Below are 17,760 nucleotides of genomic sequence, written 5' to 3' on the forward strand. Positions count from 1 at the left end.
CGCCTGCGCAACCTCGAAACACTCAAAAGCCTTTCCAGCGCGGATAATCCTCCCAGGGAATGAATTGAACGCGCTCCAGCCACAGCGCCTAAAGCTGCAATCGGAAAGTCCAATCGAAGCATAAAAAAAGAGCACTGCGCTAACACAGTGCTCTGAGCGTGTCGACCAAGTCCTTCGGACTTTGGCGTTTTATGTTCTCGGATTTCAACAGGAAACTAGACTTGAATGAGAGCTTTTACAACACGCTTCACGGCATCTTTGGCCGCTTCCTCGATCGAGGAGCTAGTTATAACCTCGATTGGCAAAAAGGCCTGGCCAATGATGTCTTGCGCGACGGCTTGGTCGTTGTCGTTCACAGAACCGGCCGGTACCACCGCAAGAAGTCCCGCATCGTTCAGCAAGGTGGCATAAGCCGCGATTTGCCGCACTGATGCGCCGGATTGGTTATCAATCCGCATCGTGTGATAGCCGCTTGCCACCAACCGTTTTTCGACTTCCTTCGCAAGCGCCGTATGGTCGAATGCCGAAGAACCCGTCAGCCAAATCGTCAATGGCTGTTGTCCTTTTTGCTGGGCACGAACCTCACGGGTGACCTCCGTATCCAGTCGGACGACCTGGTCAGCGCTTTGAAGAGCCTCGTCAATGACGCCGCAAGCGGATGTCATATTCGTTACGCGATCGATGAGAATAAAGCCGCCGATGCTTTTATTTCGATCGAACGAGTCGAACACAATGCCATCCGATAAGGAAAATTCGCATTTCGCCAATTCATTCTTAACCAGATGGTCGGCCGAAACCGTGTTGCCTGTATTGATATCGATTTTGTAATTGATGGCCGTCACCGTACCGGGAAGAACCTTCGTGCCTACCTTCACGAGCACGTTTTTGCCCGGCGTCAGGACGGAGTCATCCATCCACAGAATCGTGGCGCTGAAGCTGTCCGCCTCTTGAATCCGATCGTCCTTCGTAAACACGCAGCCTCGCGAAACGTCGACTTCGCGATCTAATTGAATCGTGACAGGTTGTCCCGCATGAGCCGAATTGCGGTCTTGATCGGTGACTAGAATTCGTTTCACGTTCGCCTTCTCGCGGCTAGGCAGAATGGTCAGTTCGTCGCCGACCGCGATGCCGCCGGCTTCAATCTGGCCTTGGAATCCGCGGAACGTGTGATCCGGCCGGCATACCCGCTGAATGGGCATCATGAACGGCTTATCGTCGTCGCTTGCATGAACATCGACATTCTCCAAATACGGCAGCAAAGGAAGACCCTCATACCAAGGCGTATTCGGCGATTTCGTGGTAATATTATCCCCTTCTGTTGCCGAAACCGGAATCACCTGAATGCTCTCAAACCGGAATTCCGTCGTGATGCGAGCGAATTCTTCTTTGATGGCATCGAATTTCTTCGTATCGAAATCCACCAAATCCATTTTATTAACGGCCAATACCAGATGTTTAATCCCCATGAGGGCGCAAATCCGGGTATGGCGCTTCGTTTGCGTAATAATCCCTTTGGTGGCGTCCACCAGAATAACGGCAAGATCGGCAAAGGATGCGCCCACGGCCATGTTGCGCGTATATTCTTCATGCCCCGGCGTATCCGCTACGATGAACGAACGGTGATCCGTCGTAAAATACCGATACGCCACATCGATCGTAATCCCCTGCTCGCGTTCCGCAAGCAGCCCGTCAAGAAGCAAGGAATAGTCGATTTTGCCGCCGCGGCTGCCCAGCCTGCTATCCAGCTCCAACGCTCTCTCCTGGTCGGCGAACAAGAGCTTCGCCTCATACAGCATATGTCCGATCAAGGTGGATTTGCCGTCATCGACGCTTCCGCACGTAATAAATTTAAGCAGACTCTTCATCTTAGAAATAGCCCTCCCGTTTACGTCTTTCCATGCTTCCCGCTTCTTCCTGGTCAATAACCCGCGTTGTCCGTTCGGAGGATACCGCGCCGAGCGTCTCCTCGATAATCGCATCCAGCGAGTCCGCCTCCGATTCGCCGCCGCCGGTCAGCGGATAGCAGCCTAATGTGCGGAACCGCATCTTCTTCATCTCGATCTTCTCATCGGGCTGGAGCTTCATCCGCTCGTCATCCACCATAATCATCTGGCCATCGCGAACGACGACAGGCCGTTCTTTCGCAAAGTAGAGGGGGACGATATCAATGTTCTCTCTGCGAATGTATTGCCAGATATCTTTCTCCGTCCAGTTGGAAATCGGGAACACGCGGATGCTTTCGCCTTTATTGATTCTTGTGTTGAACAGCTTCCACATTTCCGGCCGCTGATTCTTCGGATCCCAGGCATGATTCTTATTACGGAAGGAGAAAATCCGCTCCTTCGCGCGCGACTTCTCCTCATCGCGTCTTCCGCCGCCGAAGGCAGCCGTGAATCCGTACTTATCCAAGCCTTGCTTCAGGGCTTGGGTTTTCATAATATCCGTGTAGGAGGAGCCGTGATCGAACGGGTTGATCCCTTGCTCGATCCCTTCCTGATTGGAGTGAACTAGCATTTTGATTCCGAACTCTTTCGCCTTGCGGTCGCGGAATTCGATCATCTCTTTGAATTTCCACGTTGTATCGATATGCAGGAAAGGAAACGGCGGCTTCTCCGGATAAAATGCTTTCAGCGCCAAATGCAGCATTACAGAGCTATCCTTGCCGATCGAGTACAGCATGACGGGATTTTCGCATTCCGCCGCAACTTCTCGAATAATGTAAATCGCTTCAGCTTCGAGTTGATCCAGATGTGTGGTTGCATCTATGGAATCAAGCGTCATTTTGTCCATGAAAAGTGCCTCCCTTTAATCCTTACTAAATCTATAGACTATATTCAATATCGTATCAGATTTTCACTTTTAAGCAAAGTGGAATAAACAATTTCTTATGTTTTTTGAGGATTTGGATTTATTACGAAGCGGATCCAAAACCGCATCGAAGTAAGCCTGAACATAATTCCATTTTAAGAAAAAGCATTGAATGAAACCGAAAGGACCACGGCGGCGTTCGGATCACGCAGCGGTCAGCGCTGGGCTAAAGTCGTAGTTACCTACATTACATTCATTATGCAGATAAAAAGTACCATGTACAATACGGCCGCATGGAAAACGACAATTCATCATAAAGCGCAACGATCGAACCTAAAGGCCAAGTCGGATCCCTTGATGTTCTACCTCTATCCTGCGTCTTCGAACCTTAGACAAAAACCGTCAAGGCAGCTCGCCTTGACGGTCCATCACCCTTCATTGGGCTTATTATAATCTTTCTCGTGGCATGCATCCTTTAATGATCATGTACAGGCACTAGCCCCCATGGTCACAATGTATAAGAGACCGCTCGTCATCGAGCGGTCTGCTTTGTTCTCAACTAACGCAACGCCGCGGCACCCACGTACACATACCGCTCGAATCGCGCCATGACATGGCTTTTCTGCGTCGGATACCGATCGTACAGATAGTCGACGAAATAACCCGGGTGCTCCGAATTGCCGGCGAACATATCGTAATGGAGCGGAATGACCGTGTCGAATCCGGCCGCGACCGCAAGCTCCGCCGCTTCCCGATAGTTCATGTTGCCAATAATATTCATCGCATTGCGGAACGGGTCGCGCCCATTGATAGGCAGCATGCCCAGATCGACCGATTCGGCTTGCAGCGCTTCGATCAGCCCGGGGTAGACAACCGTATCGCCGGCGTGGTACAGCGTCACGCCATTCAGTTCGATCACATAACCAACGTATCGATGGTCCAGCTCTGGATCGTATTCCAGCTCTTCATGCGCAGCGGGCAGCGGCTTGATCCGGAAACCCGGACCATCCCACCATGCATTCGTTCGTGCCCCAATTAGCTTGTCCGGTTGAACGCCAAGCTGCAGCATCGATTCCAGGCAATAGCCGGGAGCCATATACACCGTATCGCTATGCGTCTTCGCTAACGCGGCAATCGTGTCGGTGTCCATATGATCCGAATGCTCGTGGGTAATCAATACATAGTGCGCATTCGTCATTTGCTCCGGCGTAATCGGCGGCTCGAAAACCCGATAAGGCGAGGGGCTTAAGTACGGATCGATGTAAATGACCGTGTCCCCTCCTTTCACGACGATGCTGCATTGGCCAAGAAACCAAATCGCCAGCATGCCATGCGGTACGCGCGTCTCGTCGATCTCCCGGATCAGCGCTTCCCCGATTCGCGTGCGCGGTTTGTTCGTCATAATCCTATCCCTCCGTTGATGTGCAGCTCGGTGCCGGTCACTTGGCTCGATTCGTCTGACAATAAATAGACAGCGCCATACCCGATATCTTCCGGCGTTTGCATGCGGCCGGAAGGAATGTGAGACGTTGCTTTCCTCTGCAGCTCCGCTGGGCTAACGCCGTTGTTTTGGTGGAGTTCAACTTCGCCTTCCGAGGCCACCCAGCCGACGGTAATCCAGTTCGAGCGAATGCGGTCTTCGCCATAGTGGGCTGCAATGTGGCGGTTTAACGTCAGCAGGGCTCCCTTCGAGCAGGAATAAGCGGCCAAATCCTTCGAGCCCTTGTAGCCGTTCGTCGAGCCAATATGGACGATGGAGCCTCCGCCGGATTGCTGCATGAACGCAATGGCATGCTTCGCACAGAAGAAGGCGCCTTTCATATTAACGGCAAAAATCGAGTCGAACAGCGCCTCTGATGTATCGACCAAGGTGCCTCTAGGGAAAATGCCCGCGTTGTTGACCAGTCCGTCGATGCGGCCATACCGGTTCACCGTCGACTCCATCAGCTGCCTGCATGCCTCTTCCCCGCTGATGTCTCCTTGGACGAACAACGCCTCTCCGTTATGGGACGCCCTGATCTCCTGGACAACACGTGCGCCGTCTTGTTCATCCCTGCCTCCAAGCACAATCGTAGCACCTTCTAGAGCACACAACAATGCGACTCCCTTGCCGATGCCCTGCGTGCCTCCTGTAATGACAATGACCTTGCCTTTAAGCCGGCTTCCCAAGGTTCTCGCCACCTTCCTCTGCACGCTCGCTAATAATAGCTCTACCGACAAATACCCGCTGCAGTCACGAACGAACAGTCGCTTCGCAAAAGTCGAATCATCACCACTCCGCCACCGAACCATCTTGATGTCTCCACAACGGATTACGCCAGCGATGACCGATTTGCGCCATCTTGCGGACGACATCCTCATCCACCGTTATCCCTAAGCCAGGCCCGCTCGGAATACGGACATGGCCGTCTTGATAGGCAAATACCGTCGGGTCGGTCAAATAATCGAGCAAGTCGTTGTTTTCGTTATAATGAATGCCTAAGCTCTGCTCCTGAATAACGGCATTGTACGCGGTTGCATCGACTTGTAGACAGGCGGCGAGCGCAATCGGCCCGAGCGGGCAGTGCGGGGCCACCGCTACGTCGTAAGCTTCCGCCATAGCGAATATTTTTTTACACTCCGTAATGCCCCCGGCATGAGACAGATCAGGCTGAATAATATCCACATAACCGCTCTGCAGCAGCGCTTTGAAATCCCATCTGGAGAACATCCGCTCACCGGTTGCAATCGGCGTACTCGTATGCGTCGCAATATCCCGAAGCGCATCGTTATGCTCCGGCAGCACAGGCTCTTCAATAAATAGTAGCCGGTAGGGCTCTAGCGCTTTGGCCAGCGCCTTCGCCATCGGCTTATGGACGCGGCCGTGAAAGTCGACGCCGATGCCGAAATGCGGCCCCGCCGACTCCCGAATCGCGGCTACGCGTTCCACCACCCGATCAATCTTCTCGTAGGAATCGATGAACTGCAGCTCCTCCGTTGCATTCATTTTCACGGCCGTAAATCCCGCCTGCTTCTTCTCGAGCGCCGCCCGGCCCACGTCGCCCGGTCTATCCCCGCCAATCCAAGAATAGACGCGCATCGAATCGCGGCAAGCCCCGCCCAGCAATTCATGAATCGGCGCATTGTAATACTTGCCCTTGATATCCCACAGCGCCTGGTCGATGCCGGCAATCGCGCTCATGAGAATGGCGCCGCCCCGGTAGAAGCCACCGCGGTACATGACCTGCCAATGGTCCTCGATACGCAATGGATTTTGGCCGATTAACGCATCCATCAGCTCGTCTACGGCCGCTTGAACCGTATGCGCTTTGCCTTCCACGATCGGCTCTCCCCACCCAACAATCCCCTCATCCGTTTCGATCTTAAGGAACAGCCAGCGCGGCGGTACGATGAACGTCTCATAGCTTTTGATTTTCATAGTCGAATCATCACCTTCACCTTTTCTCTTATTGAAAAAGAAGAATTGTGCGATCGCCTGACTTCTAAGCGCTTTCATTACAAGGAAGGTTTAACTCCCTTCAAATCTATTTATCGCTTTATAAGCGTAGGATACACCGTGTATTATAACCCCTGCCTTACGATTTATTTGTCGCATTCTAGAACTAGACCTTAAATGTTCTCCTGTATCCAAGAACGCAACTTATCAGCATATGAAGAGCGTTCATCTGGATCGGACGGAGAACCCGGCTCCTATTGTTGTTTTTAAGATCCGCCAAGAAAGTCGTTGAATCTCTCTTTATCCAGTGAATAGGCCTTCTATAACGTCTGGTAGATAAAGACGGACCCATTGCCTGTTATCTCAAGGTTTCTTTCACTCCCATCGCTTGACTTAATCCGATTGTATGGTTCCAATCAGCGGGAGCTTCTCCCGAAAAAGAAGGGGCACCCTGAAGAATGGTCGATAAATCGTCACGCTGACAACTTGCTCCCTTTGGAAATGAAACGGTTCCTGTTTCTCAGAAGTATTTTCGGACTTATGCGAGTCATCATTAACTTCACGGGAGCTCGTATCAGCGCCAGTGTCACATGCCGTCAAAATAAAAATAGACAAGAACAATAAAACCAGAGCTCGGCTCATGATCAATCCCCCTTGTTCATCATCAAGATTAGACGCAAACCAGGGGGCTACTGTTGCACTACCTGGAGTAATCCTCTTTAAGGAACCCGTAGATTTCCAAATCCACAATTCCTTTTCCTGACCAAATAGCGGCCTGTCTTAATGTTCCTTCTTGTATAAAACCATTTTTCAGCAGCACTTTTTTCGATTCATGATTTTGGGGCATGACCTCAGCCTGTATTCTGTTTGTGTCTACGGTTTCGAATAGGTATTGGATTAGTAAATGAACGGCTTTTGTTGCGATTCCTTTCCCCCATGCCGATTCCGCCAAATAATAACCAATCGTCACCATACTTACCTTTTGATTAAAGTCCATTGCTTCTATAATGCCCACCATTTTATCAGGCTCTTCCTTCGTGAAAATCCCCCATTTTACACGTGCCTTTTTGATAAAATCCCGTTCAAAGTGTCCGATCATCGTTTTTACAGTCTCAACATTGTGCTTTGGAATAATACCGCAATATTCAAATACACGTTCGTTGTTGTATATCGCAAATACATCCTCTAGGTGAAGTAACTCAATCTTCCGAAGCGATACATCATCTGATTCTAAGACGGGGAATTGCTCAAATACCGTTTGAATGTTCATTGCCAACCGACTCCTTGTATTATTTTAGATCCTTTCATATTAATTTTTAGAGGGAGATAATTCTTCCTTATTGTTGCTAATCATGTGCTGGTTATTGCTATTTCTTGCGCCATCCGAACATGAACTCTGAGCCACGGAAGCCGAGCTTACGGTTGGTATAAAGCTCCTTCAGCATCGGGCCCATGGCCTTGAAAACCGGCAGCCACTTATGTAGCTTTCTTGCGAATGACTGCTTCCATGACGAGCAGATTAGGAATCCAGCAAACCCAAGCCACAATCCGATACCCAGCCTCGAAATCGCCCATAATCAGGACTAGCGGCGCCAACCAGAGTCTAAGGGTTACAGCTGCGAAAGTAAGCGAATAGCTGCGAAGCATCCATGCTTTATGCGCTTGTAGGTCATGGACCGTTATTTTGCGTACCGCGGTAAGCGTCGTCGCCACCCACCATACATCGAGCAGCATAAAGCCAAGACCGGCAATCCAACCACCCGTAGCAAAAAAGGATAAATACGTACTTACGATCCCGCTCACCGTAACCGAACTCACATAGACATACCCTAACAGCTTGTGCCGGCGCCTCCTATCTTTCGTTGGCTTCATAAATAGTTGAAATGGGCCGATAATCAAAGCCAACAAGGCCGTAACAATATGAATGTACAGCACGTCGACCCAGGGACTAATTTCAAAATCCGGTTTTTGCAGTTTGAAAGCAACAAGTCCCGCATTACTTGCTCCTAGGAAGCCATACTGAACAACCGCATAGCCCGCAATCGAAAATGCAAAAACAAAAATGAGTACCAGAATGATTTTTCTTCCCATTTCAATCCCCACTCTCATCTGTAATGCAATGCATACTGCATGTCTTGACAAAATTTTAATTAAACATCGTTCAATTAAAGTTTAAAAAAATTACGCAAGTCCGCGGAGCAATAATTGAACGTGTAAGTCGGCAAGCGTTGCAATGTCTTCATACGTTTGCGGACTGTGGACATAAAAGCTAACAAAACCATGCAGAGATAGGAACAACAACCAGATCAATTGGACATCGTCCGCCCGATCTGCGTTGATCAGCTGCAGCGATTCCTTCACGGCGCTGTAAAACTTCTCATAGCTGGCCATCTTCGCTTGCGACGCGTAGCTTTCAAGTCCCGGCTCCTGAATCAAAAACATCAGTTCGAATGACCGCTTGTTCTCCAGACCGAATCGGATAAAAGATAAAAATATCAACCCGAGCCGTTCCCGTCCAGGGTTCGGCGATGTACGCACCGCTTTCTCTAGCAGGCTGTCCAGTTCGTGAAAATCTTCCGCTATCATTGCAGCAAACAATTCAGCCTTCTCGCGAAAATGATAATAGAGCGCCCCCGGCGAATAACCCAATTCCTTCGCAAGGCCGCGCATGGAAACATCGCGATAACCATGCTGCACGAATCGCTCCCTTGCCGCTTCAAGAATTCTTTGTCGGCTCAGTTCATGTTCAACGGCTTTTCTCGGTGACAAATGAAATACCTCTCTTTATTTGAACGGTGTTTAATTAAACATATCATACGCAGTATAGGTCCGTCAACGCGCCTAGCTATCCGCTTTCACTGCTGCGCAATTCCTTATGAGGCCACCCGATCGTGCAGGCAGCCTCATCATGAATGGGGGACTTGTCGGCAAATACCGTGGAACAAGAGAATCAGTTCATGTACGCCATCGAAATCGTCTCGCATTCGTTGAATAATGCAAAATGTTGAAAGCAATTGTTCAAAGCCGTGCGCAATGGCTTGGTTGGCTTTATGCCGTTCACGTACCAGACGTTTTTCACAACGAGCGTCCCGGTTTTGCGCTCCGCGATTACCTCTGCTCGTCCGATGAAGCTTTCCCCGTATAGTAGAGGCAGCACATAATAACCGAATTTCCGTTTGGCTGCGGGCGTGTAAATCTCCCAAGTATAATCGAATCCAAACAATTCGTTGATTAATTTTCTGTCCCATATGAAATTATCCAGCGGGGCAATCAGCTCGCAGCGCCATGTCGGCGTTGGATCTTGCATAACGGCTTCAATAAGCGGCAAGTCCTCCACGCGGCAATATAGGATATCCTTCATTTGTTCCACGGCAACAGCAACAATGCGAGCTTCGTGCAGCAGTTGGCGGAAAACCTCGTTACGCTGCTCCGCTTTAAAACCCCATATGTTCAGCCAGGCATCGGATGCGCGATTCCATAGAAGTCCCACAGCGCCGATTCGACGCAGCACCCGCCACTTATAATGCTCCAGCTCGTCCTCCAGCGGCTCCGGCGCATTCAGCAGATCCAGCTGTATGTACTTCTCCGTGATATCGTAATATTTACGCGTTCCTTTTTTGTGATGGATAATCAACTCGCCTGTCGAGTACATCTGCTCCAGCACCGACCGGGATGAATTGTTGCCGCCGCTCCAGTGGATGGCCGATCGCCACGTGAAATTCCCATCCAATTGCAGATCATCCGAACTTAGCGCACCGTGACTTTGGATATGAGCGCGTACTTGCTCGATCAATGCTTCCATGTCGGGATAGCGCTTGGCATGCTGCCTCGCGGCCTGCCTGTACCGCTCAAAGTAGGGCCAGTCCTCGACAGGGATAATGGCCAAATTCTTGTCGGGATAATCGACAAGCATTCTATCTTCATACAGCAGCTCGGCGAGCATGTTCTTGGTAAATCCTTTGATTCGCGACTGCAGCACCAGCTCGGCATTCTTCCCGCAAACATCGATAGGATCGAATTGAATACAGCCGACCTGCCGCACAAAATCCAATACTCCCTGCTTTCCGGCAAAATGATATTCGCCCAACAATCCGTGCTTCAATAGCAGAAATTGCCGTGCCTGGCGGTTCGTCAATTGGATCATGTACACCTCGGCTCCTTAATGTAACAGACGCGAGCCGCAATGACTTCAACCACGCCTATTCCCCCTATCGTTGGAAACACCAAAACAAACATACGTTCTCGTAAAATATTACCATTATTTCGCACATAAAAACAAGAGCGATTGAATGCCGCAAAGCGACAAGAGTACGATAGCGTTGACCCTAGTGCATACCCCGCTTCTACTAACTCTTGCTGCCGGCTGAACGATCTTCCCCCTTGTCCCTCATGAGTCGTCTACCGTCGTGGTGCAGTTGGGCAAGTACGTAGTATGGGGATGTTACGAGGTTTTTGAGAACGATCAGTAAAAAATAATTCTTTACCGATCGTTCTCAACATGATATAGGACTTAATTTCTCTTGCACGGTCGTTCCGACAATCATTCGTCCAAATAAAGCGTACGGGGCCGCGGTGCTCAGCCCTGTTTGCTGGTCTGCTCGGCCGCGTCAGCCGACCCGGCCGGACCGCCGCCGAACACCTCCTCGACGAGCCTCTGCGCCGCCTTCTGGAACGCCGCTGCCAGGGACATTGCCACGTCGTCCACATAGTTGATGGAGGCGGTCAGGGTCTTGCTGCCGTCGGGCGTGCTGTACATCAATGCCGCGTAGCCCGAAATGCCGCCGTTGTGGGTGATGATGGTACCGTCGCCGTTCGGGCCGGAGCCCTGCACGAACACCCCCAGGCCATAACCGATTTTGGGATACGGTTTGCACATCTCGGCCAACAGCGGGGCCGGGAGGAGCTTGCCGCCCATCAGCGCGGAGATGAACGTGTGGAGATCCTGGGTGGTCGAGATCATGTCACCGCCGGTGGAGATCCAGGAGGGGTTCTGGCGGGTGACGTCGACCGTCTTCTGCTCGCCGGCGTCCTCGTACCGGTAGTAGGCGTGGGCGTGCGGTTCGGGGAGCTCCGGCTGGGTGTCGGGTACCACGGTACCCGACAGCCCGAGCGGCCCCAGAATCAGCCGCTGCATCTCCTCGGCGAGCGAGCTGCCGGTGACCTTCTCGATCAGCAGCCTGGCCAGCACGTAGTTGGTGTTGGAATAGCTCCAGTCCGTTCCCGGCTCGAATCGCACCGGCTTAGACAATGCCAGCCGTACCAGCTCCTCCGGCCGGTAGGTCTTGAACCGATTGTCTACCCACTCTTGGCCCTGCCAAGGGATCCCCGGCACGACCGTCCCGTCTTCATAGTACTCGCCGGTGTAGTTGAACACCCCGCTGGTGTGTTGCAGCAGCATCCGCACCGTGATTCGCCGGTCCAGCCCGAACTCGGACAGGTAGTCTGCCACCGGATCATCCAGCCCGATCCTGCCCTCGGCGACCAATTGCAGCACCACGGTCGCGGTGAAGGTCTTGGTGTTGCTGCCGATCCGGAAGTGCCCGTTTGTAGGCGGCTTCGCCGCTTCGCCCAGCCTGCTCGCCCCGGCGCTGCCGACCCACTCGCCCTGCTCATCGTGCACGCGCAGCTGCACCCCGAGGAAACCGGAATCGACGATCTCCTGGATGGCCTTCTGCAGCTCCGGGCGATCCTGCCCGGTAGCGAATCCTTTTTCCTTCAGCTTTTCAGACGAACTAAAATCTTCTTTTTTCATTTCGTTTCCCTCGCTTTACTTTTTTATGGTCCTGTTCGCAGCAAGCTCCTTTATATGACCGTCACTTTCGACAAGTTGGCATCCATGCCTTTCAGCAGCGCAAAGGTCAATTTATCCATCTTTGCGCCGTCGAAGCAGATGGTCTTGATCATGCGATAGTACTTTTTAGTCAACGTAAACCCCGGATGGAACGAAACATCTTTAAATACAGCCCCCTTGAACGAAGCATCGGTTAACGCAGCTTTCTCGAACTTGACGCCGACAAACGTCTGTCCGTCAAAACATTTCCCGCTCAAATCGGCGTCCTTGAAATGAACCCCGTCAAATAAACAATCTTCAAAAATCGTTGCTCGAAGATCGGTCATCGATATCGTGACGTCGGTCAATCTGACTCCCGTGAATTTGGCTCCTTCCAGCCTAGCGCCGCTGAAAGCGGTTCGTACAAGAATCGTCTTCTTGAAGGTTGCATGAGTCAGGTCAAGCGCGGTTAGTCTGCAGTCGGTCAGATTCGCGCCGTCAAAATTGGCTTCGCGTACCTCGCTGCCCTCGAACGTGCTGCCGGTCAAATTCGCGCCGGCAAAGTCGGAACCGGAGAGCGCGCTGCTGTTAAACCGTCCTTTTTGTGCCGTGACGCCTGCAAAATCGCTTTTGGCCAGGTTACTTGCGCTAAAGTTGGTCACTACATTCCGTCGGGTGGTCATTGTCGATTTTGGATTCATCATATTCACATCTCCTTAGAGTTTTTTATATGCGCTTTGAACTCAGATTATCTATTCATACCAACCGATGGTATGTATAGTCCCAAAAATAAGCTGCCTTTCGGCAGTTTACTTCTCTGTGCGGACTTCTCTCGCTGACATGCGAAATAGCTCCTCGTAGCGTTGAAACATTTGTTCATCGAACAGGTCAAGCCCCAAGCCTTTCAAGATTTCATCGAACACCCTTACCTTGCGCAACATCATCTCGGGCGTAGCCGGGATAACCGCCGGGTTGAGCCACAGATTGGTGAGAACCAACAACACTTCGCTAAGCTCCCTAGGATAATCGGTTCGGATCGAGCCATCTCGCATCCCTTGCTCGATGATAGGTTGGATATAGATAGGAATGGCTCTTTCGATCATGTGCTCGATCTGGGCCGCCAGCAGCTTCGGATTGCGTAAAAGGTTCGGTCCCACGGTTGCCATTTCGTTCTGGGCGGGATTGTTGAGCGAGACCTGGGAAATCTTACGGAGCTTCTCCAGACCGCTTAGCTCCTTGTCGTCCCGGACGCCGGACAGCATCTCGTCAGCATCTTTGAACAGATGAACGATAACGGCCTGCATGATCTCTTCCTTCGACTTGAAGTGATGGTAGATCGCCCCTTTGGTCAGCCCGCCCAGCCCGTTGATGATATCCTGAATGGAGGTCTGCTCGTAGCCTTTTTCGATAAACAGATTTAACGCTACGGTCAGGATCTGGTTGGTCGTTTCTTCGGGATATTTATTTCTTGCCATTTGCCCTCTCCTTACATACATTCGGTTGGTATGTAAACAATATATTCGACTTACCTTTAAATGTCAACCCCCCTCAAAAACAAAATCAAAATCACCCCTTTTGGGATGCCCGCGACTGGCGATTCCATACCCGATGCCTTTGCTCGCTCCCGTGATCACGTCAATTTTATGACGAATACTGAAATTGGGATATGGCATGTGTTCCGCATCCTTTCTCGTTCATGTTCATGGCCCCGAATTGCTCGTTATTCGGCATAGATCGAGTGGATGTTTCCTTCGGGGTCGGCAAAAAAAGCAACCGTATGTCCCCAAGGCATAAGCGCCGGTCCTTTGATGGCCGTACCGCCATTCGCAATAATTTGCTCATAGGCGGCTTGAACCTGCTCCGGCGAATCGCACGGAAAACACAATTCCAACGCTTGTCCTCTGAACGCTTCGGAATAGGAAGGATGACCATCCGTATTGACGGCCATTAACGGTCTGGCGCAAATGGACAAACGCACGCCGCTATTGGCGAACTCCACGTACTCCTCAGTGTCTACGATGACGGGAAATCCAAGCACATCGCGATAAAATCGACTCATTCGGGGAACGTCATCGGTTAACAACGTAATGACGGTTACTTGTGCTTTCATAGAAAAACTTCCTTTCCGATTAGGCATACGTACAACCGGCGCGCTGCATCCTTTGTCAATAAAAAGCCCCCTTGACAATGGTTACGGCCATTATAAAGGGGGATATCGGACAACTGTATGTCGTCGTTCATGGATACAATTCAAGCATGGATTGGACATGAGACCGTATTCGTTGTTTCAACGGTTCCGGTTCCAATACCGTGACACGATTGCCGTAAGCAAGCAGCGTTCCAAACCAACCTCTGCCCCATTCCGGAGCGCTGAACTCGATTGTAAAATGATCGGCATCCTCTTCCATCAGAAGCGAATTCGGAAAGGCTTCCTCGATGGATATCCGAAGATCGGCCGGGCACAACAGTTTCACGTCGATATGAGGGCGATCATCCCTATGCTTCGCTAATAGCGTTTCGCCGTCCTCGTGTTGTTGGGAAAACGGCTGCGTCGTCGAAGTCACGCGGCGCATCCGCGACACCCGAAAGAGACGATAGTCCCGTTTGTCCCGGCAATAACCGTACAAGTACCAAGCGTACCACTTATACGTGATGATGAGCGGGTCGACAAGTCTTTGCGAGGTTTGATTATCGGCATTCGTGTATTCGAATCCGACAGCGCATCCGTTGCGAATGGCGGTTTCTAAAGCCGTAATATCCGATCGAATCCGGGATACTTCGCGCAACACGCCGAAATCCAGGTGTAAATGCGGCTGCGGCGTCTGGTTGACCGGCAGCAGCGCCAGCATTTTCTCGAAGGTCGCTTCAGCCTTGCGGCTGTCGTACCCGGATCGCAACCCTTTCAACGCCGTAAGTATAAAATTGTAATCTTCCGGCTGAAAAACCTGGCTATTCATTTCAAAGCGATCCATGATGTAATATCCGCCGTTCGCCCCCTGCAAGGACCCTACCGGAATCCCTGCCAGACTTAAGGTCTCCATATCCCGTTGAATCGTGCGCGCGGAAACCTCGAACTTCTCGGCCAATACACGCGCGCTAGCCGTTTTACGACTTAACAAGTAGATCACGATGCCGAGTAATCGGTCTATTTTCATGCTATCCCCCATACCAAGCTGCTATACTATCTTGCTACTATACTAAAATATAGCAGATCCTCCTATCAAAGTGATGTCGTGATGAATATTGCGGAAGCGATCCGCAAAGAGGTTCGAAACGCAGGACATCTTGCGCGCAAACAAGCTGCCCTCCTCTGAGCCCTTTGCTCATGAGGCGGACAGCCTGCAGCGTCATCTATGGCGTTGTCTGGAAAAATCGCGGCAAATACGCGCGGTTCCGAGTCAGCATTTCATCCAGCATCTGCTCGGCCCTATTCACCGAATCGATGAGCGGATGGCCGGCCAGCGCGAGCAGGGCCATATCGCGGCTGCCGGTTACGGCGGCTTCGATGGCGAGCTGCTCGTACGTCTTCACCGCTTGAATGAGACCGACCGCCGCCGGCGGCACATTAGTCACCAGCTGCACGACCGGCCCCGCTCCCGTCACCTTGCAGTTCACTTCGATGCAGGCGTCGGCCGGCAGGAACGGCAGCGTATCGCCATTGGCGACATTGAGCGTCTGAATATCGCCGGTGTCGTTATGGAGCGAATTCATCAGATGGACCGCCGCCTCCGAGTAATAAGCCCCGCCTCGCTGCTCGAGCTGCTTCGGCTTATGGGACAGCTCCGGATCCCGGTATACCTCGAACAATTCTTCTTCGAGCCGCTTCACCGTCTCCGCCCGGTTCTCCCCCTTGCCGTGCGCTTCCCGCTGCTCGGCCAGCAGCTCGCGATGGAGGTAGAAGTACTTCAAGTAATAGGACGGGATCGCGCCCAGGGATCGGATCAACCGCTCGTTCCAGGCGAATTGGGGCACGTTGCTCGCCGAATACGCCTCCCCGCCGCCGAGGATCTCTTCCAGCTTCGATACGCCTTCCACCTCGATGCGGCTGATCCAATGCAGATGATTCAGACCGACGAATTCGCAATGGATCCGGTCGATGGGCGCGCCGTACAGCCGAGACAACCATTTGTACGCGGCAATGGGCGAGTTGCACAACCCGATGGAGCGGATGCGCGAATGCTTCAGGATCGCTTCCGTTACCATTCCAGCCGGATTCGTGAAGTTCAGCAGCCACGCGTCCGGGCACAGCTCCTCCATATCCTTGCAAATATCCAGCAGGACGGGGATCGTCCGCAGCGCCTTCATCATACCGCCCACTCCCGTCGTCTCTTGCCCCAGAAAGCCATACCGGAGCGGTATCGATTCATCCCACCCGCGCGCCTCGAGCAGTCCGACCCGCAGTTGCGTCAGCACATACGAGGCGTCCTCCAGCGCCGACCGGCGGTCCAGCGTCAATCGGATCGTGATCGGCAATCCCGACTTTTCGATCATCCGCTGCGCAAGCTGGCCCACGATCGACAGCTTCTGCTTCCCTTGTCCGATATCCGCAAGCACGATCTCCGTCACGGGGAACGACGGATAGTTCCGGATGAAACCTTCGATCAGCTCCGGCGTGTAGGAGGATCCTCCGCCAATGACGGCAATTTTCAGGTGATGTGGCATTACCGTATCCGCTCCTTTATCGCCAAGTCGAGATGCAGCCGTTCGTAGACGGCCTCCTGGACGGCGCAGCCGTCTCGCTCCATCGCCAGCAGCAGCGCGCCTGCGGCCGGTTCGAGCTCCAAGGTGCGCAGCGTGCAGCCAGGCGCTTCAGGCAGGACGAGCTCTTGGATGGCCGCGACCAGATGCCGGTTGTCGCTGCGCGTTAATACGCTTCCGACCATGACGAGGTCGAAGACGTCCTGCCCCATCGCCAGCTTCCGAATTACGGCGCGTGCAGCTAGTCCGAGCTCGGTCCCTTGTTTCGCGAGCAGCCTTCTCGCCACATCATCTTCATCTGCAGCATCGAAGAGCAGCTTCGCCAGCGTGTGCGGCGCCCGCTTGCCCTCATCCAAGTAATGATGGAACATCGACTCGACCGAATCATACCCTAACGATTCGAGCGTGAGCGCCGTCAGCTTCGTCGGCTCTTCCCGGTCTTCCCAAGCGCGAATGACCGTCCGGAACACCTCGACCGCAAGCTCGCTCCCGCCGCCGAAATCGCCGAATTCATAGCCGAAGCCGCCGACCTGGATACTCTCGCCGCTCGCATTGACGCCGTAGCAGTTCGTGCCGCTGCCGCAAATGATGACGACGCCATCCGGCTGCCTCGTTCCCGCGCGCAGTCCGATAACCGTATCGCACACCACGTCATGCCGCTCGAAGCCTAGCCCCGCCGCCAGCGGTCGAAGGATCTGAAAGTCGGCTTCCCTGTCCGCGCCGGCAAGGCCGAACATCGCATAGGTAATGTCCGATTGCGCAAGCCCCGCTTCCTCCAGCGCGGATCCTACCGCTTCCCGGATGCTCTGCTCCGCGATGGCGGCGCCGATCTGATGGTTGCCGCATCCGCTCCTGCCTTGACCGACGATCCGCCCCTTGTCATCCGAGATGACCGCGAGCGTCTTGCTCCCTCCGCCATCCACGCCCAAGTAATATGTCAAATCAATCGCTCCTATGAATGGAAGATGATGACGGGCCGACTGCACGCGCGGCCGCCTATCCGGCCTGATCGGCACGGCTATCCAGCAGCGACAAGTGCGCCAGCCCG

At 52.7% G+C, this 17,760-nt stretch carries 16 protein-coding genes; all 16 read right to left on the minus strand.

Going from position 1 to position 17,760, the window contains the following annotated elements:
* Positions 1 to 215: 215 nt before the first annotated feature.
* On the minus strand, positions 216 to 1,865 hold the full coding sequence (locus ACFFSY_RS33270) for a GTP-binding protein (protein ID WP_377502619.1): 1,650 nt from the start codon (positions 1,863 to 1,865) through the stop codon (positions 216 to 218).
* A 1-nt stretch (position 1,866) separates the two neighbouring features.
* The gene (gene cysD, locus ACFFSY_RS33275) at positions 1,867 to 2,790 is read right to left on the minus strand and encodes a sulfate adenylyltransferase subunit CysD (RefSeq protein ID WP_446686142.1); all 924 of its coding nucleotides are present in this window, start codon (positions 2,788 to 2,790) and stop codon (positions 1,867 to 1,869) included.
* Positions 2,791 to 3,367: 577 nt separating this feature from the next.
* A complete protein-coding gene (locus ACFFSY_RS33280; RefSeq protein WP_377502621.1) occupies positions 3,368 to 4,210 on the minus strand; it encodes an MBL fold metallo-hydrolase in 843 nt (280 codons plus the stop codon).
* A complete protein-coding gene (locus ACFFSY_RS33285) occupies positions 4,207 to 4,977 on the minus strand; it encodes an SDR family NAD(P)-dependent oxidoreductase (RefSeq protein ID WP_377502623.1) in 771 nt (256 codons plus the stop codon). Before ACFFSY_RS33285 ends, ACFFSY_RS33280 begins: the two co-directional genes overlap by 4 nt.
* A 100-nt stretch (positions 4,978 to 5,077) precedes the next feature.
* On the minus strand, positions 5,078 to 6,226 hold the full coding sequence (dgoD, locus tag ACFFSY_RS33290) for a galactonate dehydratase (RefSeq protein WP_377502625.1): 1,149 nt from the start codon (positions 6,224 to 6,226) through the stop codon (positions 5,078 to 5,080).
* Between the two features lie 718 nt (positions 6,227 to 6,944).
* Complete coding sequence (locus tag ACFFSY_RS33295) at positions 6,945 to 7,514, minus strand: GNAT family N-acetyltransferase (RefSeq protein ID WP_377502627.1); 570 nt, start codon at positions 7,512 to 7,514, stop codon at positions 6,945 to 6,947.
* Positions 7,515 to 7,720: 206 nt separating this feature from the next.
* Positions 7,721 to 8,335, minus strand: a complete 615-nt coding sequence (locus ACFFSY_RS33300; RefSeq protein ID WP_377502629.1) for a DUF2306 domain-containing protein — start codon at positions 8,333 to 8,335, stop codon at positions 7,721 to 7,723.
* Positions 8,336 to 8,425: 90 nt separating this feature from the next.
* Entirely contained in the window at positions 8,426 to 9,013 is a 588-nt protein-coding gene (locus ACFFSY_RS33305; protein WP_377502631.1) for a TetR/AcrR family transcriptional regulator, read from the minus strand.
* Between the two features lie 181 nt (positions 9,014 to 9,194).
* Positions 9,195 to 10,388 (minus strand): winged helix-turn-helix domain-containing protein, encoded by a 1,194-nt coding sequence (locus tag ACFFSY_RS33310; RefSeq protein ID WP_377502633.1) that lies wholly within the window; start codon positions 10,386 to 10,388, stop codon positions 9,195 to 9,197.
* A gap of 432 nt (positions 10,389 to 10,820) precedes the next feature.
* Positions 10,821 to 11,996, minus strand: a complete 1,176-nt coding sequence (locus ACFFSY_RS33315; RefSeq protein ID WP_377502635.1) for a serine hydrolase domain-containing protein — start codon at positions 11,994 to 11,996, stop codon at positions 10,821 to 10,823.
* Positions 11,997 to 12,046: 50 nt separating this feature from the next.
* Entirely contained in the window at positions 12,047 to 12,718 is a 672-nt protein-coding gene (locus ACFFSY_RS33320) for a pentapeptide repeat-containing protein (RefSeq protein ID WP_377502825.1), read from the minus strand.
* A gap of 105 nt (positions 12,719 to 12,823) precedes the next feature.
* The gene (locus ACFFSY_RS33325; RefSeq protein WP_377502637.1) at positions 12,824 to 13,489 is read right to left on the minus strand and encodes a TetR/AcrR family transcriptional regulator; all 666 of its coding nucleotides are present in this window, start codon (positions 13,487 to 13,489) and stop codon (positions 12,824 to 12,826) included.
* A gap of 245 nt (positions 13,490 to 13,734) precedes the next feature.
* The gene (locus ACFFSY_RS33330; protein ID WP_377502639.1) at positions 13,735 to 14,124 is read right to left on the minus strand and encodes a VOC family protein; all 390 of its coding nucleotides are present in this window, start codon (positions 14,122 to 14,124) and stop codon (positions 13,735 to 13,737) included.
* A gap of 127 nt (positions 14,125 to 14,251) precedes the next feature.
* Complete coding sequence (locus ACFFSY_RS33335) at positions 14,252 to 15,169, minus strand: helix-turn-helix transcriptional regulator (protein WP_377502641.1); 918 nt, start codon at positions 15,167 to 15,169, stop codon at positions 14,252 to 14,254.
* A 196-nt stretch (positions 15,170 to 15,365) separates the two neighbouring features.
* Positions 15,366 to 16,676 carry a 6-phospho-beta-glucosidase gene (locus ACFFSY_RS33340; protein WP_377502643.1) on the minus strand — a complete coding sequence of 437 codons (1,311 nt, stop codon included), beginning with the start codon at positions 16,674 to 16,676 and terminating at the stop codon, positions 15,366 to 15,368.
* Entirely contained in the window at positions 16,676 to 17,653 is a 978-nt protein-coding gene (locus ACFFSY_RS33345; RefSeq protein WP_377502645.1) for an N-acetylglucosamine kinase, read from the minus strand. Before ACFFSY_RS33345 ends, ACFFSY_RS33340 begins: the two co-directional genes overlap by 1 nt.
* Between the last annotated feature and the right edge of the window lie 107 nt (positions 17,654 to 17,760).

The sequence above is a fragment of the Paenibacillus aurantiacus genome, from assembly GCF_042431225.1.
Lineage (GTDB): Bacteria > Bacillota > Bacilli > Paenibacillales > Paenibacillaceae > Paenibacillus_Z > Paenibacillus_Z aurantiacus.

What these genes read in the sequence shown, in the direction of transcription:
- ACFFSY_RS33325 (WP_377502637.1), bottom strand. Translation starts at nt 13,489, where the DNA reads ATGGCAAGAAATAAATATCCCGAAGAAACGACCAACCAGATCCTGACC.
- ACFFSY_RS33310 (WP_377502633.1), bottom strand. Translation starts at nt 10,388, where the DNA reads ATGATCCAATTGACGAACCGCCAGGCACGGCAATTTCTGCTATTGAAG.
- ACFFSY_RS33280 (WP_377502621.1), bottom strand. Translation starts at nt 4,210, where the DNA reads ATGACGAACAAACCGCGCACGCGAATCGGGGAAGCGCTGATCCGGGAG.
- ACFFSY_RS33340 (WP_377502643.1), bottom strand. Translation starts at nt 16,676, where the DNA reads ATGCCACATCACCTGAAAATTGCCGTCATTGGCGGAGGATCCTCCTAC.
- ACFFSY_RS33295 (WP_377502627.1), bottom strand. Translation starts at nt 7,514, where the DNA reads ATGAACATTCAAACGGTATTTGAGCAATTCCCCGTCTTAGAATCAGAT.
- ACFFSY_RS33335 (WP_377502641.1), bottom strand. Translation starts at nt 15,169, where the DNA reads ATGAAAATAGACCGATTACTCGGCATCGTGATCTACTTGTTAAGTCGT.
- dgoD (WP_377502625.1), bottom strand. Translation starts at nt 6,226, where the DNA reads ATGAAAATCAAAAGCTATGAGACGTTCATCGTACCGCCGCGCTGGCTG.
- ACFFSY_RS33270 (WP_377502619.1), bottom strand. Translation starts at nt 1,865, where the DNA reads ATGAAGAGTCTGCTTAAATTTATTACGTGCGGAAGCGTCGATGACGGC.
- cysD (WP_446686142.1), bottom strand. Translation starts at nt 2,790, where the DNA reads ATGGACAAAATGACGCTTGATTCCATAGATGCAACCACACATCTGGAT.
- ACFFSY_RS33300 (WP_377502629.1), bottom strand. Translation starts at nt 8,335, where the DNA reads ATGGGAAGAAAAATCATTCTGGTACTCATTTTTGTTTTTGCATTTTCG.
- ACFFSY_RS33320 (WP_377502825.1), bottom strand. Translation starts at nt 12,718, where the DNA reads ATGATGAATCCAAAATCGACAATGACCACCCGACGGAATGTAGTGACC.
- ACFFSY_RS33330 (WP_377502639.1), bottom strand. Translation starts at nt 14,124, where the DNA reads ATGAAAGCACAAGTAACCGTCATTACGTTGTTAACCGATGACGTTCCC.
- ACFFSY_RS33315 (WP_377502635.1), bottom strand. Translation starts at nt 11,996, where the DNA reads ATGAAAAAAGAAGATTTTAGTTCGTCTGAAAAGCTGAAGGAAAAAGGA.